This window comes from Alteromonas sp. AO-Serp (assembly GCF_017849675.1).
Taxonomy (GTDB): domain Bacteria; phylum Pseudomonadota; class Gammaproteobacteria; order Enterobacterales; family Alteromonadaceae; genus Alteromonas; species Alteromonas macleodii.
On sequence record NZ_JAFLMX010000279.1, the window covers coordinates 1 to 25,476 of the forward strand.

Annotated in this window: 20 protein-coding genes; 10 read left to right on the forward strand and 10 right to left on the reverse strand. The window is 43.2% G+C overall.

What is annotated here, in order from left to right:
- Nucleotides 1–486: 486 nt before the first annotated feature.
- Nucleotides 487–1,290 (reverse strand): CDP-diacylglycerol--serine O-phosphatidyltransferase, encoded by an 804-nt coding sequence (gene pssA / locus QVA83_RS18305; RefSeq protein ID WP_014950059.1) that lies wholly within the window; start codon nucleotides 1,288–1,290, stop codon nucleotides 487–489.
- A 375-nt stretch (nucleotides 1,291–1,665) separates the two neighbouring features.
- On the opposite strand from pssA, the gene xdp1 (QVA83_RS18310) reads away from it, so the two are divergent.
- The 3 genes from xdp1 (QVA83_RS18310) (at nucleotide 1,666) to prsT (ending at nucleotide 6,569) form a co-directional block, all read left to right on the forward strand.
- Nucleotides 1,666–2,601 carry an exosortase-dependent surface protein XDP1 gene (gene xdp1, locus QVA83_RS18310; protein WP_061486130.1) on the forward strand — a complete coding sequence of 312 codons (936 nt, stop codon included), beginning with the start codon at nucleotides 1,666–1,668 and terminating at the stop codon, nucleotides 2,599–2,601.
- A gap of 182 nt (nucleotides 2,602–2,783) precedes the next feature.
- The gene (gene xdp1, locus QVA83_RS18315) at nucleotides 2,784–3,650 is read left to right on the forward strand and encodes an exosortase-dependent surface protein XDP1 (protein ID WP_014979757.1); all 867 of its coding nucleotides are present in this window, start codon (nucleotides 2,784–2,786) and stop codon (nucleotides 3,648–3,650) included.
- 105 nt (nucleotides 3,651–3,755) lie between these two features.
- Complete coding sequence (gene prsT / locus QVA83_RS18320; protein ID WP_061486131.1) at nucleotides 3,756–6,569, forward strand: XrtA/PEP-CTERM system TPR-repeat protein PrsT; 2,814 nt, start codon at nucleotides 3,756–3,758, stop codon at nucleotides 6,567–6,569.
- 18 nt (nucleotides 6,570–6,587) lie between these two features.
- Here the strand turns inward: prsT and dld are convergent, their stop codons facing one another.
- Together dld and QVA83_RS18330 are read right to left on the reverse strand one after the other, a co-directional pair.
- Nucleotides 6,588–8,291 carry a D-lactate dehydrogenase gene (dld, locus tag QVA83_RS18325; protein ID WP_061486132.1) on the reverse strand — a complete coding sequence of 568 codons (1,704 nt, stop codon included), beginning with the start codon at nucleotides 8,289–8,291 and terminating at the stop codon, nucleotides 6,588–6,590.
- Nucleotides 8,292–8,329: 38 nt separating this feature from the next.
- Nucleotides 8,330–10,039, reverse strand: a complete 1,710-nt coding sequence (locus tag QVA83_RS18330) for an L-lactate permease (RefSeq protein ID WP_061486133.1) — start codon at nucleotides 10,037–10,039, stop codon at nucleotides 8,330–8,332.
- 160 nt (nucleotides 10,040–10,199) lie between these two features.
- On the opposite strand from QVA83_RS18330, the gene QVA83_RS18335 reads away from it, so the two are divergent.
- Complete coding sequence (locus tag QVA83_RS18335; RefSeq protein WP_061486134.1) at nucleotides 10,200–11,105, forward strand: LysR family transcriptional regulator; 906 nt, start codon at nucleotides 10,200–10,202, stop codon at nucleotides 11,103–11,105.
- 62 nt (nucleotides 11,106–11,167) lie between these two features.
- Here QVA83_RS18335 and QVA83_RS18340 read toward each other — a convergent pair whose 3' ends face one another.
- From QVA83_RS18340 to rluD, 4 genes are all read right to left on the reverse strand, one after another.
- Entirely contained in the window at nucleotides 11,168–12,295 is a 1,128-nt protein-coding gene (locus QVA83_RS18340) for a DcaP family trimeric outer membrane transporter (protein WP_287498790.1), read from the reverse strand.
- Nucleotides 12,296–13,027: 732 nt separating this feature from the next.
- Entirely contained in the window at nucleotides 13,028–15,604 is a 2,577-nt protein-coding gene (gene clpB, locus QVA83_RS18345; protein WP_061486137.1) for an ATP-dependent chaperone ClpB, read from the reverse strand.
- A 249-nt stretch (nucleotides 15,605–15,853) separates the two neighbouring features.
- Complete coding sequence (gene pgeF, locus QVA83_RS18350) at nucleotides 15,854–16,609, reverse strand: peptidoglycan editing factor PgeF (RefSeq protein ID WP_061486138.1); 756 nt, start codon at nucleotides 16,607–16,609, stop codon at nucleotides 15,854–15,856.
- A 16-nt stretch (nucleotides 16,610–16,625) separates the two neighbouring features.
- Nucleotides 16,626–17,609 (reverse strand): 23S rRNA pseudouridine(1911/1915/1917) synthase RluD, encoded by a 984-nt coding sequence (gene rluD / locus QVA83_RS18355; RefSeq protein ID WP_014950071.1) that lies wholly within the window; start codon nucleotides 17,607–17,609, stop codon nucleotides 16,626–16,628.
- A 186-nt stretch (nucleotides 17,610–17,795) separates the two neighbouring features.
- On the opposite strand from rluD, the gene QVA83_RS18360 reads away from it, so the two are divergent.
- Nucleotides 17,796–18,560, forward strand: coding sequence for an outer membrane protein assembly factor BamD (locus tag QVA83_RS18360; protein WP_014950072.1), 765 nt, complete (start codon nucleotides 17,796–17,798; stop codon nucleotides 18,558–18,560).
- A 111-nt stretch (nucleotides 18,561–18,671) separates the two neighbouring features.
- On the opposite strand, the gene QVA83_RS18365 is transcribed toward QVA83_RS18360, so the two are convergent.
- From QVA83_RS18365 to QVA83_RS18375, 3 genes are all read right to left on the reverse strand, one after another.
- Entirely contained in the window at nucleotides 18,672–19,415 is a 744-nt protein-coding gene (locus QVA83_RS18365) for a ChrR family anti-sigma-E factor (protein ID WP_061486139.1), read from the reverse strand.
- The gene (locus QVA83_RS18370; protein WP_014950074.1) at nucleotides 19,408–20,019 is read right to left on the reverse strand and encodes a sigma-70 family RNA polymerase sigma factor; all 612 of its coding nucleotides are present in this window, start codon (nucleotides 20,017–20,019) and stop codon (nucleotides 19,408–19,410) included. The genes QVA83_RS18365 and QVA83_RS18370 overlap by 8 nt, the downstream gene beginning before the upstream one ends.
- A gap of 118 nt (nucleotides 20,020–20,137) precedes the next feature.
- Complete coding sequence (locus QVA83_RS18375; RefSeq protein ID WP_014950075.1) at nucleotides 20,138–20,713, reverse strand: LON peptidase substrate-binding domain-containing protein; 576 nt, start codon at nucleotides 20,711–20,713, stop codon at nucleotides 20,138–20,140.
- A 256-nt stretch (nucleotides 20,714–20,969) separates the two neighbouring features.
- Here QVA83_RS18375 and QVA83_RS18380 point away from each other — a divergent pair, with 256 nt between their 5' ends.
- From QVA83_RS18380 to QVA83_RS18400, 5 genes are read left to right on the forward strand one after another with little or no spacing between them, the layout of a single operon-like run.
- Nucleotides 20,970–21,425, forward strand: coding sequence for a nuclear transport factor 2 family protein (locus QVA83_RS18380; RefSeq protein WP_014976976.1), 456 nt, complete (start codon nucleotides 20,970–20,972; stop codon nucleotides 21,423–21,425).
- The gene (locus QVA83_RS18385; RefSeq protein WP_171337358.1) at nucleotides 21,422–22,141 is read left to right on the forward strand and encodes an SDR family NAD(P)-dependent oxidoreductase; all 720 of its coding nucleotides are present in this window, start codon (nucleotides 21,422–21,424) and stop codon (nucleotides 22,139–22,141) included. The genes QVA83_RS18380 and QVA83_RS18385 overlap by 4 nt, the downstream gene beginning before the upstream one ends.
- Nucleotides 22,142–22,151: 10 nt before the next feature.
- Nucleotides 22,152–23,417: an NAD(P)/FAD-dependent oxidoreductase gene (locus QVA83_RS18390; RefSeq protein WP_171337357.1), complete on the forward strand. Its 1,266-nt coding sequence runs from the start codon at nucleotides 22,152–22,154 to the stop codon at nucleotides 23,415–23,417.
- Nucleotides 23,414–24,157, forward strand: coding sequence for a DUF1365 domain-containing protein (locus QVA83_RS18395; RefSeq protein ID WP_287498791.1), 744 nt, complete (start codon nucleotides 23,414–23,416; stop codon nucleotides 24,155–24,157). The genes QVA83_RS18390 and QVA83_RS18395 overlap by 4 nt, the downstream gene beginning before the upstream one ends.
- A 2-nt stretch (nucleotides 24,158–24,159) precedes the next feature.
- Nucleotides 24,160–25,416 carry an SAM-dependent methyltransferase gene (locus QVA83_RS18400; protein ID WP_014976979.1) on the forward strand — a complete coding sequence of 419 codons (1,257 nt, stop codon included), beginning with the start codon at nucleotides 24,160–24,162 and terminating at the stop codon, nucleotides 25,414–25,416.
- The last annotated feature ends 60 nt before the right edge of the window (nucleotides 25,417–25,476 follow it).

The window sequence follows — 25,476 nt, forward strand, 5'->3', positions numbered from 1 at the left end:
TTGCATGTGTTAGGCCTGCCGCCAGCGTTCAATCTGAGCCATGATCAAACTCTTCAATTAAATATATCGAAATATGAATCGTCGTTGTGACACTCTTAACGAGTGCCCACACAGATTGTCTTGTCTAAATTTTTAAAGAACGTTACTAGCTTTTGCTAGCTGCCTCTCCCGAAGCGGATGCGTATCTTACAGCGCATCTTTTTTTTGTCAACAACTTTTGTTTATTTATTTTTAAACTTGGTTTTTAACATCCTCATCAGTTGTTAGCGTTTTGCTGTTCCCTGTTGAGGAGGGCGCATTCTACGCATTCCTGTAGCATCGTCAACACCCTTTTTTAAATAAATATAAAAAAAGCGACCGTTCGGTCGCTTTTTAATCTATTAGTACATTAAGCATGCGTTTACGCTTGTATATCCTTATTCTATCAGTTCAAAAAGGCATATCCTCTTTATTATTTAGCGAAGACATCTGATTATTGCTACGTAATCATTCCTGCTTATTGTCTACACTTTCATTGCTTTTCTTTTTATCGGCATTGAAGTCTGCATCTTCTTCATGGTCGCCCACTACATCGTCTAACGTTACTTTCTCAACGGTACGAAACGTATTGATAGGTCCAGCTAACGCATATAGTGCAAAAACAAGGAACAATACTAAAGCGGGTTCTGTTGCCACAACAACGAATATCAGAAGAACTAAAAGAAGGCCTACAAAAGGCACCTTTCCATGCCAGTTTACTTCTTTAAAGGAATTATATTTAAAGTTGCTAACCATTAGTAAACCAGCTAAACCGGTCACTGCAGCAACTATTAAACCATAGTCGGTACCAACAGCATCATACTCAACTCCAACCCATACAAGACCAGAGACAACAGCCGCAGCAGCCGGACTTGCGAGACCTTGGAAGAAACGCTTATCGGCAATACCAACTTGCGTATTGAAGCGAGCTAAACGAAGAGCTGCCCCCGCTACATATATAAAGGCCGCTAACCAGCCTAACTTGCCCAGCTCAGTTAACCCCCAATTATAAGCAACAAGTGCAGGTGCCATTCCAAATGAAACCATATCTGCCATTGAGTCATACTCAGCACCAAAGTCGCTTTGCGTGTTCGTCATTCTTGCCACACGCCCATCTAAGCCATCAAAAATCATAGCAACAAAGATAGCCACTGCCGCGGCTTCGAACCTGCCGTTCATTGACGAAACCACAGCAAAGAAACCCGAAAACAACCCTGCTGTTGTTAATAAGTTGGGAAGTAAGTATATCCCTTTACGTTTTTGATCAGACATATGTCCTCATACTTCTACATATACAATTGCACTAATTATTTCATAGATATGCAGGAACGCATAGCAAAGTAAAAAGACTGCCTCGTTCCTTTACATAACGCCGTTGCAAAACGTTATTAACTTTGCATTGATTACACGTACTCCTACCACAATGCCGGCGCTTGGCTTCTATTTATTCAGGCCGCGTATGCTCACGATTAAACAAACAACTAATAACTAGGTATACGGTTACATACCTTAAATAGCTCACCGTTCATATATCATACAAGTCCATGTTGAAATTAGGTACTACCAAGTTTGTGTTCGCATAATGTGCGCACACATCACTCGGCGTGTACTTGAAGTGCTTTGCGCTTCATATATAGGAAAGCAATTATGCGAACGCTACAAAAAACGTTTTCTTTGCAAACTGTACTATTACTTTCCACAGCTTTGCTATCTACCCTGAGTGCTAATTCAGCATTCGCTACCTACTATAAAAAGCAAAGTTATTCTCACTGTGGGTCATCGAGCCAAAGCAACGAACAAAGCAATGTATGTAACTCTCCGTTGGGAGAATACACTTACGATCTAGTCGATGACAAAGTGACACAAACCAATCAGACGAATAATTCCTTTGTTCAAATAGACGGATTAAATATTAATATGTCCGCCTTTTCTGACACACAAGGGGTTACCGGCGAAACAGTCGTTGGCGCCAAGTTAGAAAAGATCTCAGATAAATGGGCTTACGGCATAACAAACAATGATGAAGCATACTATCGTGGCGACGCTGACCACGCTATTGACAATATCAACTATTACTCTCAAGGTAGCGCGAACGCTTATTATAGTGGTATGACTAACGTAGAACGTGACTATGACTTCGTGTTGTTATCTTTCGACTCTGCGGTGACATTAACGGGCGCAAGTTTTTCATGGCTTTACAGTGGCAGCGACAGCCAAGTATCTGTTGCAGCACTAAGTAATACTTCGAAACTAACCTCAGGTGTTAACACGTGGAGCGATATTGTCGCTAACGCCTTAACTTCAGCCTCATTTGATATTGAAAACTGTGAATATTTAGATCACCGCGCTGACTTTACTTTCACTGAGTCCGCTCAATATTGGCTGGTTGGCGCTTATAACACCGTATTCGGAAATATTGGCGGCCATGTAGGTAATGATGCCTTTAAGCTTGCTAATGTTGGCTTCTCAGTAACAGAGTCTGCCGGTACGCCAACGCCAACAGAAGTTTCTGAACCTAGAACCATTGGCTTACTCATGGCTTGTTCACTTCTCGTGATGTGGCGTCGCAAAAAATCCATTTGAAGAAATTAGACTTTAGATCACTGACAGGTTGGAAAATCTGTCAGTTTTTTTTACCCTCTCTCATATCGCCCCTTTTCAAATTATAACATTAACTTAAAAATCAGAAACTTAAACAAACTGGCACGAAATAAGCTTAACGTTAGAAATAATCATCTAATTTTGCTTTTTGGGTAGTTCAAAATATGAAGTTTTCTACATCGCTGACAATACTATTACTTGCTGTTAGTTCATCAGTTTTCGCTACAGATTCAAGCCTCAACAGTGCAAAGTATGATGCACAATACACACTCGCCAATTCTAATGGCAGCGCTAATTACTCACAAACGACCAATGCGCAAAACAGCAATACCTCAATCGAGATCAACGGCGTTACAGTTGATGTAGGAATCACTGCTTGGTCAAACTCTGCAGGACACGCCGACGACAAACTTGCCCAGGGCAATATTCAAGGTTGGTGGAACTGTACGCTTGGTAATAATGGTTGTACTTTAGCAAATAGACACGTTGGCTACGGAATTAAAAATAGTGATTATTCTTGGGGAGGTGATAGTCACGCAGTTGATAATAGCGGTGACGGCGGTGGCAGAGATTTTGATATGTTCTTACTGTCATTTAGCGAGTCAGTGACTCTTGAAAATGCAGCCTTCACTTGGGTAGTCGGCGACAATGATAGTAAAGAAGTTACTGTTGCGGGTCTTAATAGTATTGCGGCATTTGAGAGCGGAGCCAACTCAACTTGGAACACTGTTACAAGCGCTATTGTTGAGAATACACTAGGTCACTATGGCGTAGGTTCAAAAGGCTCAAACGGTTTGTACGAATCAACATTTACGAAGCTAACTGGTAGTGCAAAATACTGGTTAATAGGTGCATACAATACCATTTTCGACGATAACGCTAAGAGTAACTTTAACAGCGTACAATTAAAACTGTCTTCCATTGGTGTGTCAATGACTCAACCAACCGCAGAAGTTAGTGAGCCTGGCGCCCTAGCACTGATGGGGTTGGGTTTAGGTCTTGTTCTTTATAGACGTAAGCGCCGCGTTTAATTGTTTAAAAACGCATAGAAAACACGTATCTTTAGAAGGTGGCTTAGGCCACCTTTTTTTATGCTATTTTTAAGCCAGCGGCTAGGCTAAGTTTCGAAGGTATATATGGATTTTTTTAATAATAAAAAGCGTGTTGTACAACGCGCTATTGTCTCTGCAGTTGCCTCATCATTAATCGCTTTTAACAGTTTTGCTTCTACGTCAGAAGACTACGAAAAAGCACTGACCGCGTTTAATCAAAACGAATACGACGAAGCCTATATCCACCTTAAAAACAGCTTACAAAAAGATCCTGAAAACCTTGCTGCAAAAATCCTAATGGGCGAAATACTGCTTATTAATGGCTACTTAACTGCAGCAGAAATGGAGTTTGTAGAAGCGTTGGAAATGGGTGCAGATATCAACCTTCTGGCAGAGCCTCTCGGCAACACTTGGTTGTTTTTGAACAGGTACCAAGAAATTGTAGACTTCTCTGATCTAAACAAACTGTCAGGTGATGCGGAGCGCGAGTGGCTGATGATACGTGCAACTGCGTGTATTAGACTGCAAGACGAGTCGTGTGCCCTACGTGATTACAATACAATTGTTTCACGCACGCCTAATTTTGTACCTGCAATAAATGGCTTAGCCTCCATAGCTCTTCAAAATGAAGATTTATCCAAAGCGACCTCGCTTATCAATAAAGCCATGTCGTTAGAACCAGAAAATGCAATAACATGGCGATTGAAGGGGCAACTCGCATACCGACAGGGTGATACAGACGCTGCAACCGCACACTTACAAAAAGCACTGACTTTTAATCGAGACGATCCCATTGCATTACGGAATCTTGTTGATTTGTATTTAGAAGCGAAAGACTACGACACGGCAAAACTGTTCGTAGATGAGATAATCCAAGATACACCCAATGATCCGCTGGCAATTTTACTTAATAGCTGGTTACAAAGCAGAGACAACCAGCAAGCTATCGATAACGAAAAACTAAAAGAACTTAACGACTTCATGGCTCAACTGGATCCTGAGCTTATTACCTCACAGCCCATGTTGCTTTACATAAGTGGTTTAACAAACTTCTTTAATAACAACATGGAAACAGCCGCGAAAGACTTTAACGCTTATCTGCAACAAGAGCCTGATGACTTACAGGCGGTATTGATGTTGAGCCAAGTTTACATGGCGACTCAACAAGATAAACAGGCCCTTGCCCTGCTTGAACGTCATCAGGATGCGTTAATGGAAGACCCAGACTCAGCACTGCTTTTAGGTGACTTATTTATTCGCCAAAACAAAGCCTTTAAAGCCGAGAGACTTTTACAAAATCTTGAATATAAATACCCGAATGAAAACAAGCTCCAGCTATTTAAGATTAAACTAATGGCTGCCAGAGGTAAACAAGATGAAGCGCTATCGATTCTTGAAAATAACTTATCTACCTACAAGGATAATGCCGGCTTTCTTTTCACTTATTCATTGATGAATTTACAAGCTCAGCAGTTTAAGAATGCATTAAAAGGCGCTGACTTACTAAGCGCTTTGTTTCCAAACGAAGCAGAAGTTTTCAATCTTAAAGCCGGTATATTGATTAGACAGGGCCGATTAGAAGAAGCCAAGGTCAACATAGAAAAAGCGCTAGCGCAAAACCCGACGCTTTTCCCTGCGAAATTCAATTTAGCAGCCACGGAAAGCCGTTTAGGAAATGTCGATAAATCTAACCTGCTAGTAGAAGAGTTACTTTCTCTGTCTCCCCAACATAATGAAACGCTGATGCTGAAAGCGTTCAATTTAAGCAAAGCAGGAAATCTAGAAGAAGCTAAGCAAATTTATCTCGATATATTGACGCTAACGCCTTCAAATACTGGAGCGAGAGAGCGCGTTTCATCTTTGTATCAACAACAAGGCGACACAAAAAATGCGCTCTATCACTTAGACCTCTTAATCAAAGACGATTTCGACAACGCCGATTATCTCCTTCGAAAAGCAGCGCTTCAGTTAGAAGCAGGTCAACGTGCCGATGCAGAAAAAACGCTAAGTATTGTGAGGAATTTTATCAATGACGATGCCGGCAAGCTTATCGCATATGCTGATCAAGCTCGAAGTGTTGATAATGATGAAAACGCCTTAGACGCCATGGCCCGAGCGTATGAAATAGCGAATACAAGTACGTTTGTCACGTTGCGTTATGTGAGCCTACTGCTCGACATGCAAAACAACGACAAAGCACAATCATTGCTAACAACCATTCCCGCAAACCAACAACAAAATCCGGTTTATTATTTCTTGAAAGGCCGACTGGCAGCAAATAAGGGAAACAGTGAACAAGCTATCAAAGAGTTTGAAAAAGCGTTAGACGTAGACGCTACTTTTGCACAGGCTTTTGTTGCCATTTACAACTACGCACTGAACGATCAGTTTGTCGATGTATTCTTGAATACGGCAAGAAAACTGGTGAGCGAGAATGAAAACAATCTGCTGGCAAAAAACCTGTTGGCGCAATACTTATTCTTCATTCAAGAGTTCGATGAGTCGATAGCGCTTTACAAGGAACTTGTTGAGCAACCAAACTTACTCAACCCTGCTGAGGCTTACAATCGCCTAGCGATCATGCATATCGAGGAATCGCTAGTCACTGCAAAAAACTATGCACGTCAGGCCTACGAGCTTCAACCAAACTCAGCAAAAATATTGGATACCTACGGTCACATCAAAGCGCTACAAGGAGACTATGAAGGCAGCCTTAAAATGCTGAGGGATGCGTTCGCCAGAGACGCCAACGACCCAAATATTCGCTATCATCTGGGCTACACGCTAGCCAAGCTCAATAGAATTGAAGAGGCGAAAAAAGAGTTAGAATATGCAGTAAAAGTGGAACGCCCTTTCTTTAAGCGTCCTCAAGCAAGAACGCTATTAGAGAGCCTATAAGGCTCTCTTCGCATGCAGCTATAGGCAGCACGAACAATTGCGTTTGTGCTTTTCCATTTTGCCAATACCAGGGTTAAACGTATTAGTTGGATCTAAGTCTTTGTAAAATTTCTGCAAGTTACTTTCGGCTTCATACAAATGGCCTACATTGTGTTCAGCCGGATACTTAGCGCCACGACTGTCTAATAGTGCCAACATATCTGCTTTTACTTTTTTGGCGTCGCTGCCTTTTTTAAGTATGTAATCTTGATGGAAGACATGGCAGAAGAAATGTCCATAATAAAGTGACTTTTCAACGTGTTTGGCGATGTGCTCAGGCAGGTTCTCTACCCATAAATCATCGTTGCGGCGCAATGCGATGTCCAATGCTAAGATGTCTCCTACTTGCTTATGGTGTAACGTTTGATAGCGAACCGCGGCGCCAGCTGCAGCAAAACGTAATAAAAACGCCTTAGACGCTTCTTCTTCATTACAAGTAATGAAGTCGCCATCTAGCTTCTCTTCGTTAAACAGCTTGGCCAAAAGCGTTTTAACCTCTTCGATGCCACCATCGCTCATTTTAAGGATTAGATGATGCTCGTACTTGTCGCGGTAAGTTCTTATACTCGAGGGTATTTGGTCAGAAAAGAACTTACTACCGAACTGCATCAATCTATCGCTTAGGTAAGGAGGAAGCAGAGGTAACTTGTTGAGCACGGCATCCACCCGCCCTTTGAGTGCAAACATTTTAGGTAGCGAGTCAGTTCCCAAACGCTGAATACTTATGATGGTATCTTTTCCGTAAACATCTGCAATATCGAACATTTCTCTATGAAGATATTCACCCACCTCAGGAACGTTTTTACATTGACTCAGTATGTCTCTGCGAATACGAGTAAGTACAGAGGCATCATTCGTACCGATATAAAACGTTTGTTCTTCATTAGGCACTTCGAATGTATCTAAACGCACCGCGAACACAGCAATTTTACCTGCACATCCACTGGCTTCGTAAAGCCGTGTTGGATCGGCATTAAAGCGGCTCGGCGTATCAGCATTTACGTCTCTAACGATGTGTTCATAATCACTTGCCGACGCTTTCATACTGGTTTCAGGTAGAGATTTTGGAAAGTTGCCAGAAGAAAGGTTTCCGATAATTTCTTCTGGCGTGTCGCCTAAATGTATCCCTAGGTGATTAACAAGCTTTAGCTCTCCGCTTTTATCCACCTGAGCGAACAGCGATAACTCAGTATAGGCAGGTCCCCTTTTGACAAGTGCCCCACCTGAGTTGTTTGCAACACCACCGACAATAGACGCACCTAGGCATGACGAACCAATTACAGAGTGAGGCGCACGCCCGAGTGGCTTTAGTGCCTTTTCAAGTTTGAACAGTGTTGCTCCCGGAAAGCTCAATACTTGCGTTCCGTCGTTAACCAGAACAATATCGTCCATTGCTAACGTATTTATAACCACCACTGGTCTATCGTAGTCGCTTCCACTTGGCGTTGAGCCTTCGGTCAAGCCGGTTTTCGCGGCCTGCATAATAATGATGCAGTTATATTCAACGCAAACCTTTAGCACTTCCCAATATTGCATTAGCGTATGTGGAAAAAGTACAGCCAATGCTTCGCCCTCGCCTGACCGCCACCCCTTGCGATAGTGCTCAGTTTGGCGCGTTCCTACGGCAAGATTGCTTTCCCCGAGTACGCGTTTAAAAGCGTCAATAATTGGGGTTGTTTGCATGTATAACTCCTTAGAACAGTGCAATGCGTATTAAAAAATTAGTTTGTGCCGACTAATGGACCGCCGACGTCAAACACATAAACCCCCAACCATACTAAAATACCTGCAAATGCAACGTAATATATAGTTGGGATAACAGTCTTTCTTAAAGTAGCTCCCTCTTGCCCCATTAATCCTACCGTTGCCGACGCAGCTACAACATTGTGTATTGCAATCATATTTCCGGCAGCCGCCCCAACGGCTTGCGCTGCGATAATTAGTGCAGGTGACAATTGGAGGCTAAGTGCTGCTTCGAACTGAAACTGGCTGAACATCATATTTGATACTGTATTCGAGCCTGCGATAAATGCCCCTAATGCTCCAATAGTAGGGCTAATTAATGGGAAAGCTTCGCCAAACATATTGGCGAACAATTGCGCGCCAGCTATCGGCATACTGACGATGTCGGCGCCATTCACACCTGAATTTATAAAAAGCCTAACCATAGGAATTGTGAACATCAATACAAAACCAGCACTTAGCAACGTTTTGCTGGAATCATTGAAAGCCTTAAACAACACTTCTCCCTTGGATACCTTTTTACTTTGAATGATTACTGCAACCAATGCACCTATTAACAACAACCCACCAGGAAGATATAGCGGACTGATTGATGCACTTACACCGGTTTCACCCAGTATGTTGTCAAATGAGAGTGTCAGCGACGTAGTAAATTCTTTTATTGTTGGAAACACTCTGGATATAACGAGCAAAAGTGCAACAACTAAATAAGGGACCCAAGCCGTAACCCAATGCATGGCCTTTTGTGACGTTATGTCGTCTGCTTTTATTTCCAAATTACCCAGCCAACCTTTGTCCCATGACGCTTTCGGCGGGAAATCCCATGTTGTTTTAGGCATCAAGAAACCATTTTTAGCTGCAGTAACAACCACTGCCAAGCTCACCAATCCTCCAATCAACGATGGAAATTCAGGGCCTAATACAATGCCGGTAAATACGTAAGGAATGGTAAAGCTGACGCCTGCGAATAAGGCGAAAGGTAGAATTTGTAACCCTTCGCGCCAAGACTTGTTGGAGCCAAAAAAGCGAGTGAGTATTACAGCCATTAAGACTGGCATAAATGAGCCAATAATTCCGTGGATAATTGCCACTTCAGAGGTGATTAGTTGAATAAACTGCTCCCATTGCCAGCCTTGAGCCTGCAAAGTCTGACTGATCGCTTGGCCGTCTAAGCCTTTGTTTACACCAATGACTATAGGCGTTCCCACTGCGCCAAAAGAGACGGGTGTGCTTTGGATCATCATACCAATAAGTACGGCAGCCAATGCAGGAAAACCGATGGCAACAAGCAAAGGAGCCGCTATAGCGGCCGGCGTCCCAAAACCAGAAGCACCTTCAATAAAAGTACCGAAGCACCAAGCAATGATTATTGCCTGGACTCTTCTATCAGGTGAAATGTTGGTGAAACCCTGGCGGATAACATCAATTGCTCCAGTATATTTCAATGTGTTGAGCAGAAAAATTGCACCAAATACAATCCACAAAACAGATACTGTAATCACTAAGCCTTGTAGAATTGAAGCGCCCACCCGTACTGCCGACATATCCCATGCTAAAAGTGCCATAAGTGCTGTACTTGCTAATACAACTGGCATTGCTCTTTTCGCAGACCACTGTAAACCCAATAGCAGCACTGCTGAAAGCGTTATAGGTAGCAATGCTAATAATCCAAGGGTTATCTCATTCATGAGTTTTCCTCTTATTATAATTAGTTAATTATTCGAGTTTCTAACGTTAGAAAATCGATGTTAATGCAGGGTTAAAATTTAGGTATGCGACTGTACTAATTTCTCACGTGTTGATATATATGCATTAAAGACAAAGTTTATTTCCATTTTTGGACTAATAGTGGCAAAAGCAGACGATATTATCCTTTTTGTGAACGTAGTTGATGAAGGCTCTTTTTCAAAGGTCGCTCAAAAACTCAACCTAACTAATTCTGTAGTAAGTAAGCGTATCGCACGATTAGAGTCAGATTTGAACGTTCAATTGCTTTACCGCTCTACACGAAAGCTCAATTTAACTGATGCAGGAAGAACACTGTACAATAAGGCGAGAATCGCCAATTTAGCCATTCAAGACGCAGAAGATGCCGTCAGTGGTTACAGTGATGAAGTGCGTGGAAAAATCCGAATTACTATGCCCAATGTATCGGCAAAACTGGTCTTAAATCGCGCAATTGCCGAGTTTTGCAATTTACACGAAGAGGTGGATGTAGAGCTTGCAATTACCAATCGCGTCACCAATATCATTGAAGAAGGTTACGATCTCGCCATTCGTACAGCACATCTTGAGGACTCCTCGCTTATTGCTAAACGCCTTATAGATTCCAAATGGATAGTATGCGCAAGCCCCACATATCTTAAAAACAAAAGCCGCCCAAATCATCCTGACGACTTAACTGAACATAATTGTTTAATTTACAAGTACGATAGCACTGGCCCAGACTTCTGGCCGTTTCATATTGAAGGAGAGCTTCATAACGTTCAAATTGGCGGGCGAATACAGTCAAATAACTTGGATGCGTTAAGGCAAGCCGCTATTGCAGGTGTGGGTGTAGCATTTCTTCCCAAGGCATTAGTGCATGAAGATATCGAAGATGGGGCGCTTTCGCCTCTACTTGCCGAGTACGTAACTAAGACTATGGGTATTTATGCCGTTTATCCTCGTTCGCGTCAGCCTGACAAAAAGCTAAAGCTACTGGTCAACTACTTTCAAGAGGCATTTAGCAATAGAAGCGCCTATTTTTATTGATAAACATTGAAGTAATCTCAGTTTACATCAAAAACATGGCGCTAAACATAATTGAAGCGATCTTAAAACGCGAACTTAGCTGACGCTTGGATGTAATTCGAGTCAATGCTGTCTATGTTGTCATCATTGATAGAATAAGCACCAAACTCTAGGCCAACATCAAGGCGCGGCGCTACCGTATCAATAACATTCACCGCCCAGTGCGAACGTTTGCGCCCCAAAATATCTGTTTTAGCTGCTCCATAAAATACAGTGCTGCGGAGGGTTTCGGTCCAAAAATGGCGATACGCTACGGTATAAGCCAGCGTACTTTCCGTTTCCAATGTTTGAGTTGCAGGATCCTCAACAACATCAGCAGTCATGCCGGCCGCAGCATACCGACCTGGCTTACCCGCGGTTAATTGAAAACGTAGATCGTCTTTTGTAAAAAGAGGTATTTTGCCTGCGATATTTACTGCTGCTGTAACTTCTTCAACCCCTCCTTGATCGACAAGTCGTATTACAGAGCCGAAAGCATATTGCCCATATTGACTATCTAAATTGTATCGTACAACAAAGTCGGGTGTAGACTCATCAGGGTCAGCGGCTACACCTGTAAGCCCTACGGCATTGGCAGGTGCGTCGGTATCACCATCCCCAATGGTCTCTGGGCTTTCGATGGCAAATTGCCAGTTTCCTGAGGTGTATCTAACCTGAACTTGCCTTGCAAACACTTCTCCTACATGAGGACCACCAAAATCTAACGACTCAGGAATAACGTGAAGCGGCATAAAGGTGCTCCAGTTTTGCCCCGCACTCCAGTTCTTATAGGTGATGAAGAAGTGGCGTAATCGCAAGTTGGTAGAGTTGCTTACCGCTTCGTTGCCCCCTCCGCCATACATATCGACCTCTATAAAAGTACTCACCTCCCCTATAGAAACGCCCATATTTAAGCGTGACTCTCCTACATTGAAACCTGTGTGTGACGTCTCTATTGCTTCCCCGCCAGGAAAATTACCAATCCAATAATCCTGATAAGCAATATCCCCTTCAACATGCCTGACATCTACTTTGGCATAACCTCCAACACTAACCTTAACGTGTTCGTTACCGACCTTCCCGTTGAACAACTCTATGCCGTGAGAAGGGTTAAGAATTAGCGCTAATGCACAAGCAGATAAGCGTAGGGTGTAATTATTGTTTGTTTTCATTATTCGTCCTAATAGCTGAAACTATTTAACATGTCATTAACGGGCGGATAATGTATTCGTTCGTGCTTAGAGGATAAACCGAGTTTAGAATATTAACTTTTTCCTAAATTCGCATAATCAGAGGTTTACTTTTTGAATGTTAATTGTGTAAAGAGATGAAGAATATTGAGCATAAATCGCTCAATAGAAAAATAATAAAAGGCTACTTGTTGCTAATACTATAAATGAAAGTAATGATATTGCCTGAAGTGCCTTACCCCAACTTTGCGAAAACCAACTTAAACACAAAGACAAAGAAAACACGGTAAGTGCAGATATAATAGTATCTGCAGGCGAGAATGTTGCTTGATTTACACTCAATGCAAATACGGCAAAACCGGTACCTATGGCACCGACTGCGCTCACAATTATGCATAATATGAAATGCGCACAAAGCTTAGCTATATCTCGGGGCATTGAGCGCGCAGAAACTACCGCTTCGTTTGAATTATATAACTGCATCGCAACCTCTTAACCCTCTCAACAATAAGTTAATGATAATAGTTATCATTATTAAATCAAGAAAATTAATTAGCTGTATTAGGAAAATTCATTAAACAAGAAAGCGTAATCTGTCGCTATTCGACCAGTGGCTTTTTGGTAAATCGTTTTTTGTTATGAAGCTGCCGATTAATGGTCTTTCGCGGAATCTACTGGCAATAAAAAAGGCACTGTCTCCAGTGCCTTTTGGTTTTAATTGCTGACAACGAAAAGTCCGCTGTCATCTGCATCAATACGAATGGTTGATTCCGGTATTAATTCGCCAGCGAGTAATTGATGCGCGAGTGGATTTTCCACCTGCACTTGTATCGCTCGCTTAAGCGGACGTGCGCCAAACACTGGGTCGAAGCCCGCGTCCGCCAATTTATCCATAGCAGCAGCAGACAGAGTAAGCTTATATCCTTTTTCTGCGAGCCTAGCGCGAAGTGAGGCAAGCTGAATTTTAGCAATAGATTTTATTTGCTCCTTCCCTAATGGATGGAATACCACAATATCATCGACGCGGTTGATGAACTCCGGTCTGAAGTGTCGCCCTACAACACTCATTACCGACGCTTTCATATCGCCATACTGACTTTCGTTGTGCTTATCTTGAATGATATCTGAACCTAAGTTGGACGTCATGATCACAACGGTATTTTTAAAATCTACAGTACGTCCTTGCCCGTCAGTCAACCGGCCGTCATCTAGTACTTGAAGCAGAATATTGAATACATCCGGATGTGCCTTTTCAACCTCGTCCAACAAAATGACCGAGTATGGCTTGCGACGCACCGCTTCGGTTAAGTAGCCACCTTCCTCGTAGCCAACATAGCCAGGAGGTGCACCCACTAAGCGTGCTACCGAGTGTTTTTCCATAAACTCTGACATATCGATACGCACCATGGCATCTTCAGTATCGAACATAAAGCCTGCCAAGGCTTTGCAGAGCTCAGTTTTGCCCACGCCAGTTGGCCCTAAAAATAAGAATGAGCCAATAGGTCGATTTGGATCCGCAAGCCCAGCACGTGAACGGCGAATTGCGTTTGAAACCGCTTCAACCGCTTCTTCTTGTCCAACAACCCGTTTGTGAAGTACGTCTTCCATACGCAACAACTTCTCACGCTCGCCCTCAAGCATTCGCGCTACAGGTATACCCGTCCATCGCGAAAGCACATCTGCAATTTCAACGTCCGTCACTTTATTTTTAAGTAACGTCGTCTCGCGAGTTTCGTTTTCAGCCGCTTGCTCTAACTTTGCTTCAAGCTCTGGAATACGGCCGTACTGAAGTTCCGACATGCGATTCAAATCAGATGCACGTCGCGCTATCTCCAAGTCAAGTTTAGCCTGCTCAAGCTCCCCTTTAATGGTTTGAGTGCCCTGCATGGCGTCTTTCTCATCCAGCCACACTTTCTCAAGCTCTGCGTACTTGGTTTCCGCTTGCTCACGCTCTAGCTCAATCATCTCAAGTCGCTTATGACTCGCATCATCTGTTTCTTTGGCCAGAGCTTGCTCTTCCAATTTTAGCTGGATGATACGACGCTCCAGACGATCCATCTCTTCGGGCTTGGAGTCTATTTGCAATCGAATGCTAGACGCAGCCTCGTCTATAAGATCAATGGCTTTGTCTGGTAATTGGCGGTCGCTAATATAACGATGCGACAAACTTGCCGCTGCAACGATAGCGGGATCAGTAATATCTACCGAGTGATGGAGCTCATAGCGCTCTTTTAAGCCACGCAGAATAGCAATAGTGTCTTCAACGCTAGGTTCTTCAACTAATACCTTTTGGAAACGACGTTCAAGTGCTGCGTCTTTTTCAATGTACTGACGATATTCATCCAGTGTTGTAGCACCAACGCAGTGAAGTTCACCACGGGCTAACGCAGGTTTAAGCATATTACCTGCATCCATCGCTCCATCGCCCTTCCCTGCACCTACCATGGTGTGCAGTTCGTCAACGAATAAGATCACGCGGCCTTCTTCTTTAGCCAGCTCATTAAGCACTGCTTTAAGGCGTTCTTCAAACTCACCGCGATATTTAGCTCCCGCCACTAACGCGCCCATATCAAGGGCAAGAACACGCTTGTTCTTTAAGCCCTCAGGCACTTCGCCATTAATGATGCGCTGAGCCAACCCTTCAACAATAGCCGTTTTACCCACACCCGGCTCACCAATGAGTACTGGGTTGTTTTTGGTTCGACGCTGTAGTACTTGAACAGTTCGGCGAATCTCATCGTCTCGACCAATGACCGGGTCGAGCTTGCCTTGTTCTGCTCGCTCGGTTAAATCTGTCGTGTATTTTTCAAGCGCCTGACGTACATCTTCAGCATTAGGATCCGTGACCTTCTGGCCACCACGCATGTCGTCTATTGCGCTTTCAATAGCTTCTTTAGTGATATTCAGGCTTTTGAGGATTTCCCCCAAGCGCCCTTTATCTTGTAGCGCCGCTAGAACAAAGATTTCTGAAGTGATGTATTCGTCTTTTCGCTGCTGCGCTATCTTGTCACAAAGATTTAGCAAAATGCCGCTGTCTTTACTTAATTGAACATCTCCCCCAATGCCTTCAATACGAGGTAGGCGCTCAATAGCTTGGCTCAGTGCTGAGCGTAGCGCATTTACATTGATGTTTGCTTGGTCAAGCAAAGGGCGTACTGACCCGCCTTGCTGATTTAGCATGGCAGTCATTAAATGGACAGGTTCAATGTATTGATGATCTCGCCCCAATGCGAGTGATTGAGCATCGGATATTGCGAGCTGAAATTTACTGGTAAATCTATCTAGTCTCATAATTTCAACCTAATTAATGAACAACTATACCTGCGGTAACACGCCGCAATTACGAACATTTTAACTCTCGCTGAGTGGGTAATGATCTATGCGGAATGGTATTATTTATGTTCTAGTTATGTAGGCTGCTCAATTGCGATTCAAGTATGAGATTAAAAAGTTAGCCCAAAAGATAACAAATAATGTATGAAGTTTGATCTAGCGCAACTGTGTGATCAGACTAAAACTGCCGCCTTTTTTCGAAACAATTTAAAGCAGGCCTATTACGCTAACTATACGCCCAGTCGTGCGCTTGTTTTGATGCGTAGCTCTTCGATGGGAGTAAAAACGCTGTTCGTCAGTGTAAGTACACAAGTTACTTTGTGTAATACTCTCAACGCCAGCTTGCTGCAATTGCACCTGTGCCACTAGAGGTAGATCTAATAAGTACTTCCCTCTATTAGAGCTATTGGCAATGGCACCGTCTATATGGCGAAACTTACTCGCCAACTGTACATCAACTTCGTAGCAGGGCCCGCTGATTGCAGGACCAACCCAAGCGATGAGTTTTTTTGCTTCGCTGCCAAAGTGTGAAACAGCACTTCCAATAATGTTAGTATCGAGACCTTTCCAACCAGCATGTACTGCCGCCACTTCTTGACCGCTTTCATCACACAATAAAATGGGCACGCAGTCTGCGGTCATCACCGCACAAAAATGCGATGTTGAAGAAGAATACGACGCATCAGCGGTGGTATCTGCGCTCGGCAATGACACCACGCGGTTGCTGTGCACTTGCTCCAACCATGTGATCTTTTCACTATGTGGAATTAGGCTTCTATTGGCTTTCACAAGTAGGAGGTCGTCCCCCACGTGGGCGCCAACGTTCAAACCTGCAAAATCACCTATGCTTGTACCTCCCATTCTTGTCGTTGTGTATGCAACAACATTTGCGGGACATGACCACGCTGGCGTAATCAAATCCAGCGTGGATGATATAGGTGAATTTGCAGATGACAATGTCATAAGTTCGCCTTACTCATTAAAGCATATCTTGTGGATTGTCCGCGGTGTCCTTTTTCACGGCTTTAAGCAAGTCCTGCATATCTTGAGGTAGGGGAGCTTTCCACGTCATCCACTCTTCCGTTTCAGGGTGAAACAGCGAGAGCTGTGCGGCGTGCAACGCCTGACGTTGGAATCCGCGAAGCGCAGCGATAAATTCTTCTGACGCCCCTTTAGGAAGACGAGGACGCCCGCCATAAACTTGGTCGCCAAGCAAAGGATGCTTAATGTGGGCCATGTGTACGCGGATTTGGTGCGTACGGCCAGTTTCAAGCTTCAAACGCAGGTGCGTGTATGCGCGAAATTTTTCGATAACACGAAAATGAGTGACCGCTGGTTTGCCCATTTCACGTACTGCCATATGCGTACGTTTTGTTGCGTGTCTACCAATAGGCGCATCTACAATACCACCAGCGACCATCGTACCTAAGGCAACGGCTTCGTATTCACGACTCATTTCCCGACGTTGAAGTTGGTCAACAAGATGCGTTTGAGCAGGAATTGTTTTTGCTACTACCATTAACCCCGTCGTGTCTTTGTCAAGGCGATGGACAATGCCCGCACGTGGAACTTTGTCTATCTCTGGACAATGATTTAACAAGGCATTTAGCACGGTACCGCTTGGGTTCCCTGCACCTGGATGCACAACCAAATCTGCTGGTTTGTTTATGACTAGGATGTGTTCATCTTCATAAACAATGTTTAACGCGATGTCTTGCGCTTCGCTCGTTACTTGTACATCCATTTCGGCCTGTACAGTAACAAGTTCATCCATTTGCATTTTGTGGCGAGGCACGGTGATTACTTCACCGTTTACAGCAACATTCCCATCTTGGATCCAAGTTTTTAGCTTAGAACGAGAATATTCAGGGAACAAATCAGCCAAAACCTGATCTAACCGTAAACCAAAATGCGCAGCTTCCGTTGAAGCTTCTAATTGTATTGTGTTCGGCGACTGTGTCATAACACCATTGATTACGTCTAAAAAAGGGTATTATAACAAGTATTCACGCTGTACACTGCCTTGTTTACGTTTTTGTATGGTTTTTCTCATCGTTAGTACGTTAGAATGCAATTAAAGTGTTGTTGTTTAACACATGAGCTTAGACAGCGAAGTATTAAAACTGTTTAGCAGGAAAATAGAATTATTATGAAATCATTTCGTCTACTGGCCCCCGTTTTATTGGGTGCTATGGTATCTGTCGCAGGATGTAGCTCTTCAGATAATGAAGAAAAAGCCGTATTAGCTAACATGGGTGCGCAGCAACTGTACGACAGAGCAAAGCAGAGCATGGAAGTAGGTAACTTCAGCGCTGCAGCACAAACGTTAAGCGCGCTAGATTCGCGCTACCCGTTCGGTCCCCTATCCCATCAGGTACAGCTAGACCTTATTTATAGCTATTATAAGTCAGGTAAAAACGAAGAAACGCTTGCCACTATCGACAGATTTATTCGTCTGAATCCAAACCATTCAGATGTTGATTACGCGTATTACATGCGTGGATTAACTAACATGGAATCAGATAGCAACCTTTTCCAAGAATTAATGAATATTGACCGTACGGATAGAGACCCGTCGAAGTCTCGTGCTGCGTTTGAAGATTTCCGCAGACTGATTCAACAATATCCAGATAGCAAATATGCCGCAGATGCGAAACAGCGCATGGTTCATATTAAAGACCGCTTGGCTCGCTATGAAATCGCTATTGCACGTTTCTACATGAGACGCCAGGCTTATGTTGCTGCTGCAAACCGTGGTCGCTATGTTATAGAGCACTTCCCGAATACCACTCAAGTGCAACAAGCACTCGAAATTATGGTTTCAAGTTATGAGCAGCTTGGCCTAGATGAATTGCGTAACAATGCGATGAAGACACTAAAGCTTAACTACCCTGACAGCGAATTTATTAGCTAGATTTGGCTATTCTGTTTTGCTAGAGCTTTATGCAACCAATAAAAAAACGCACATTTGTGCGTTTTTTTGTATCTGGATGTCACATATTGACTGCGTTCGCTTGATTGATTACTAGCGGAAAAACAAGTGACTAAAAGGGTTTAACAATCTTGCAAGGCCCGAAGTAAAGTGCAATGGCTGATCGACAATGCTAAATACAAGGCAGCCTTCTTTACCTTCGGATTTTGGCGTGTGCGTTTTATCTCCATCCATGAAAATAAAGTCGCCGGTATCATAGCAACTTAGCCCATCACTGAACTCACCATCAATGACTAATGTATATTCCGTTCCACGGTGCGTATGCTCAGGTACACTACCGCCACTTCCCATGAAGATAAAATTAGCTACACCTTGGTTTCCAAGGTCAACTGGAGCCTGCCACAGCTTCCCAACCAAACTTGACCAGTTACCTGTCTTATCGATGTAGCGGTGAAGCGTTCTGGGTAAAGTGAATACCCTTCCATCTAACTCGATGGTATTTGCACTTGCCTGCGCCTGCAAGGCCGCCCGCTTCTTTACGGGCTCACGATACGCTATGGGCTGTTCCATCAAAGCATTATTTTGTTTCGATGATGGGAGCTGCGTAATTTGGGATAGCATGTCACCGAACTGAAGCGACATTTCAGCTCTGTCGCTTGCCGATGAATTGGCGTTCGAAACCATTTGAGCAGCAAGACTTTCCGTTTCAATTTCAACAAAACGCTGACATTTCTCACACATGTCACAATGTGCAGAGACCATCAGTGATATAGCAGGTGACAATGTGCCCTCAACAAAATCTTTAAGTTGCTGGGCACTTGGGTGAAACCTAATCATTATCGTTTAACATGACCTTTAATCGTTGAAGTGCCAAACGTGTCCGCGACTTTACTGTACCTAATGGAATTGAAAGCTCATCGGCGACTTCTTGTTGTGACTTGCCATCAATATAGATAGCTTCAACCACTGCTTTCTGTTTTACAGGTAGTGATTCGAACAAATAGCCAATCTGCTCTAAAGTAACTTGTTCGTCAAGTGGCGCCTCGTTTGCATCGGCTGTTTGTTCGCATAAAACTGGCCATAGGTCGTCAGAACAAACATCCTCTTTTCGATTCTGCAGCTTTCGAAGCATATCAAAGCGAATGTTGCGTGCGATTGTGAAAATCCACGTTGACGGAGAACCTTTTTCTGCATTGAACAGGTGCGCTTTCTGCCATACATTCGACATAGTATCTTGTACCAGTTCCATGGCCAGTGCCTCATTACCCATCTGTTTCAGTGCATATGAACGCAGCCGAGGCGCGAAGTAGTTAAACACTCTCGCAAATGAACGCTTGCATCGGGTGTCTGCAACCGCGACAAGGTAATCAGACATTTCAGTTGCACACTCTTTAGGCTTGATTGTGCTGTTACTTTGTTCCAAAGGAATTCCAACTAACATAAGATTCGTCCGCTTTTCCGTTTTGGTTGTATCATTCTACGGCGTTATGACTTAAAACGTTTGCGAAAATCGCTAATATTGGATTACGAATTTGTAATGTCTTTATCCGACTCAACGACTAAGCGATTAGTGCAGAGAGATAGTTCAGTAAACTGGTGCATTCTCTTTGCGCTAAAAAGTGCTGTTTTTGCGAGCCGTCTACTGGCAATAATTCTAACCACCGATTTAATACCCAATTAGGGCAATCAAACTTTGGTGATTCATAAAGCGATGCCAACTCTTCGTAATTTCCAAATATTTCTTTAAGTCGCTCGTCCATAGGCGCTATTTGTTGAGGAGCCAAATCGCACTGCCAAGGTTCTAACACCTTGCAACTACCGGTACGAAGACCATCTTTTTCAACTTCTATGCTACTTACCTCAACTAAATGAGAACCAGCAACCTTTATGCCAAGCAACCCATCATCGAGCATGTCGAAGTCAACAACCTGCGCATAAGTACCTATTTTATGAATATGCTCATTCAAATTTTTGTCACCGTTAGCATTAAGCATACACATCACAAAGCCTTTATTTTCAGCACATGCCTGCTTAACCATTCGCACGTATCGTGGCTCAAAAATGCGCAATGCCATTCTACCTTCCGGCAAAAGGTGCGCAGATAAAGGAAATAAAGGAAAACGTTCTACACTCATACTCAGCACTTCCGAAAACACGAAAATAATTACGCAAGTGAGAACAATTAGGATCGAATGGGAAAATTTTTCACATATAAATGGAAAAACATGATCTTTAGCACGACGATTAATGTAATTTAGTTTTTAAATAAAACATTAACAGATTTCATATCAGAGACTTGCAATTTCAACGTGAAAATAACCGCGAATTTTTTTAAGCGTCGACATTACCGATATGCAAATCTGATTTTGAATTATGAGTTAAGGAAAGGCCATGGACGTCATTGGACGCTTTTGTAAAATTTACACAGACATATGTCAAATTTCTCCAGACGACCTAGAACATATCTATGCCGACGACATACTGTTTATCGACCCAATCACTACACACCATGGCATTGATGAAGTAAAACGCTATTTTTCCAACTTATTAACGCAAGCCGAAAGCTGTAAGTTCGACATTGCGGACATTTTTACTTGCTCGCCCAATGGCTCAAAAGAGCATCCATCAAGTCATTCAAAGGTTACCCATATCGCAAACTGGACGATGACCCTTACGCTGAAAGATAGTGATAAGCAAATTACGCTAGATGGCACCACGCAACTTGGTGTCAGCGATGACAGCATTATTTACCACAAAGATTATTACGACTTGGGCGAAATGGTCTATGAGCACGTACCCATCCTAGGTTTTGTCGTTAAAAAAATTAAAGGGAAGCTAGCAAAGTGAAAAGTATTCTAATTACTGGCGCCACATCGGGTATTGGTAAAGCATTAGCAATAAAGGCTGCAAACAGCGGTTATCAAGTGATTGCCTGTGGTCGAAATGAAGACACACTCAACGAGCTCAGTAAGTACAATAATATTAGCGCATGCCAGTTCGATGTCACTGATCTTGACGATACTCGACGGGCGCTAGCAACGGTTAAGTTTGACATTGCTGTACTCAACGCTGGTACCTGCGAATATGTAGATATCGACGACTTCGAGCCAGACATGTTTCGCCGCGTATTCGAACCTAATTTCTTTGGCGTTGTTCATTGTGTAGACGCTCTTCTTCCACGACTTAAGCAAGGCGACAAGCTTGTGATTGTTGACAGCATGGCTCGCCTACTTCCTTTTACGCGAACGCAAGCGTACGGTGCGAGCAAAGCTGCCCTACATTATTTTACTAAATCATTAGAAGTAGACCTTCACCACAAAGGCGTGAAAGTGCAAGCGGTGTCTCCTGGATTTGTAGAAACGCCCCTCACAGATAAAAACGATTTTGAAATGCCAATGAAAATTAGCGCTGAAGAAGCCGCTAACGCTATGCTTAAAGGAATAGAGGGCAACAAACAAACAGTTTTCTTCCCTCGGTTCTTTGGTTTTATTCTGCGCTTTATGCATATACTGCCAACCCCACTGCAAAAGCGATTGTCGTTGGCAATGAGAGAAAAACAATAAGAGAAGATGAATGAACAATAAGATTGCCATCATTGGCACAGGTATTTCTGGTTTGACCTGCGCGCACCTTCTAAATAGGCAGCACGATATCACAGTGTACGAAGCAAATGACTATATAGGTGGTCATACTGCAACGAAGAAAATAAGCGACAATGGGGAAACTCACCATATCGATACAGGTTTTATCGTTTTTAATGATTGGACCTACCCTAACTTTATAAAGCTCATTAATCAGTTAGATGTTGAGTATCAACCAACAGAGATGAGCTTCTCTGTAATGAGTAAAAAGGCAAACCTAGAATACAACGGCAATAACTTAAACAGTTTATTTGCACAGCGGCGTAATATTCTGAGGCCTAAATTCTGGCGTATCGTGAAAGACATATTGACGTTTAACAAAGCGTGTAAAGCGATGGTCGCAGAAAACCGTGATACTTCTTCACTTACGTTAGAAGACGTCATTAGAGAATTAAAACTAAGCGATGACTTTGCACGTTATTATATTTTGCCTATGTGCGCCGCAATTTGGTCCAGCAGCTTAGAGCAAACGAGAAAGTTTCCACTCACGTTCTTTTTGCAGTTTTTCAACAACCATGGCTTGCTCAATATTACCGACCGTCCTCAGTGGTACACAATTAAAGGTGGGTCAAGCCAATACATTCCGCCTTTAATCGCACCATTTGAGTCTAAGATAAAACTATCGACGGCCGTTCTGTCGGTAGCGAAAAGCGATGATAAGTGGCAGGTTACCGACTCTTCAGGCAACGCTGCGATGTATGATCATGTGGTATTTGCGTGCCACAGTGACCAAGCGTTAAAAATGATTCACTCACCGACTTCGCTGCATCGAGATATCCTTGGAAATATCCCTTACGCAGAAAACGACGTGGTGATGCACAAAGATATTTCACAGCTGCCTAAAAGAAAATTAGCTTGGGCGAGTTGGAATTACAGCTTAAAAGAAGACGCAAGCGAGGAAGCCCGCCCCGCTTCTGTCACTTATAACATGAATATTCTTCAACGCCTTGAAGCACAAAGCACCTACTGTGTAACGTTAAATAATACTGCGGAAATAGACCAAAAGAGTATTCTTCGAAGCTATCAGTACGCACATCCGCAATACAGTGCCAGCATGGTCAACGCCCAAGCAAGAAGAAATGAAATTTGTGGCGTAGACAACTTACATTTTTGTGGAGCCTACTGGTATAACGGTTTTCATGAAGACGGCGTAACTAGCGCACTTGATGTTTGTTCTCGCTTTGGTGAAGCCCTGTGATAGAAAGTGCCATCTACAAGGGCAAGGTTTATCACCAACGGTTTAAGCCTACCCAGCATAAATTTGGCTATGACATTTATTTATTTTGGCTAAAGCTTGAGAGCAACGAACTCGAAATCTTGTCCAGTTCGTTAAAACGCTTCTCTGCATACGACAAGGCTAGAGTGCGTTTCAAGCGTGAAGACTACTTAGGTGATCCCTCTTTACCTCTAGGTCAGGCAGTAATAGACAGAATGACAGAGTTAAACGGAGGGAAGACGCTTCAAGGCGATGTCTTTATGCTGGGACAACTGCGTATGTGGGGGCTGTATTTCAGCCCGGTGAATTTCTATTACCTACGCAATGCCGAAGGTAAGTATACACATATGCTTGCCGAAGTAAGTAACACGCCGTGGAATGAGCGTCATCACTACCTTGTAAATCTAGATACTCAAGACGATACGCCAAAAGCTTTTCATGTTTCCCCGTTTAATCCAATGGATATGACCTACAAATGGTCGATATCGCAGCCGTCGACTAGACTGTCACTTGCGATGGATTGTGTAAGAGACGACAAAGAGTTCAGTGCAGGGATAAATTTGACTAAATTTACTTTAGATAATGCGAATCTATCTGCGGCACTTAAACGTATACCCAGTATGACAATAAAAACTGTGGCTGGAATTTATTGGCACGCGCTTAAACTATTGCTTAAACGAACGCCACTGTATACACACCCAGAAAAAAGTCAGGAACAATAACAATGTCTTTTGGTGAATCTGTACTACTGACCACCTCAGAGGTCTCCTTTGTAGATAAAGCGTGTAGAACTCTATTCCTACAATGCTTAAAACAACTGCCTTTTGGCAGTTTAACCATTCAAGAAAACGGCGATGTCGTTGCGCGTTTCGGCACAGACGAAAGCGATTTGCGTGCAACGGTAAATATCAAGGATGTACAAGCCTATCGACGCTTATTGCTTGGCGGAAGTGTGGGCGCCGGAGAAGCATTCATGGATGGGTTATGGGACAGTGACGACGTAACAGCCGTGGTAAGAGTGTTTGCTAGGAATTTATCTACCCTTGACGAATGGGAGAATAAATTTAAATGGGTGACTATGCCCATCAACAAGATTCAACACTTTGCACGTCGAAATACAAAGGACCAAGCCAAGAAAAATATCGAGGCGCATTACGATCTGGGTAATAAGCTTTATACCCGCTTCCTTGACCCAACAATGATGTATTCGTCAGCCATATACCCAGATCCGAATGCAACTCTCAATGATGCACAAAATTACAAGCTCAAAGCCATTTGCGACAAGTTACAGCTTAGCGAAACCGATCATCTTCTAGAGATTGGCACGGGCTGGGGCGGGCTAGCCGTCTATGCTGCTAAGCATTATGGTTGCCGCGTAACGACCACTACCATTTCAGAAGAGCAGCATGCATGGGCAAAAGAATGGATTGCCCGAGAAGGACTTGAAAGCAAAATCACTTTGCTGAAAAAGGATTATCGCCTACTTGAAGGCAAGTACGATAAGCTCGTGTCTATCGAGATGATTGAAGCTGTAGGCAAACAATTTTTAGGAAATTTCTTTGAGAAATGCTCGTCACTTTTAAAAGACGACGGCCTAATGCTGCTTCAGTCAATAACCATTGATGACAGACGTTACGACAGCTATTCAAATAGTGTCGACTTTATTCAGAAATATATCTTTCCGGGTGGATTTTTACCTTCTCAGCACCAGCTTAACGCTCACCTGAAAAAGTATACTAATATGATGATTCGTGACTTACACGACATCGGGATTGACTATGCGAAAACATTGAACCATTGGTATGAAGCATTTATTTCTGCAAAAGATGAGCTTTTAAACGACGGTTATGACGAGCGTTTTATGCGAATGTGGACCTACTACCTGAAATATTGTGAAGGTGGTTTTTTAGAAAGAACAATCAGTACCGTTCAGCTTGTGATTTCAAAGCCTCATTACAGACTTGATTTGGCTCGTGTTTAACAACGCTAATTATCGATAGTAGTGACAAAAAAAGCGGCGCCCTTTTGGCGCCGCTTTCTT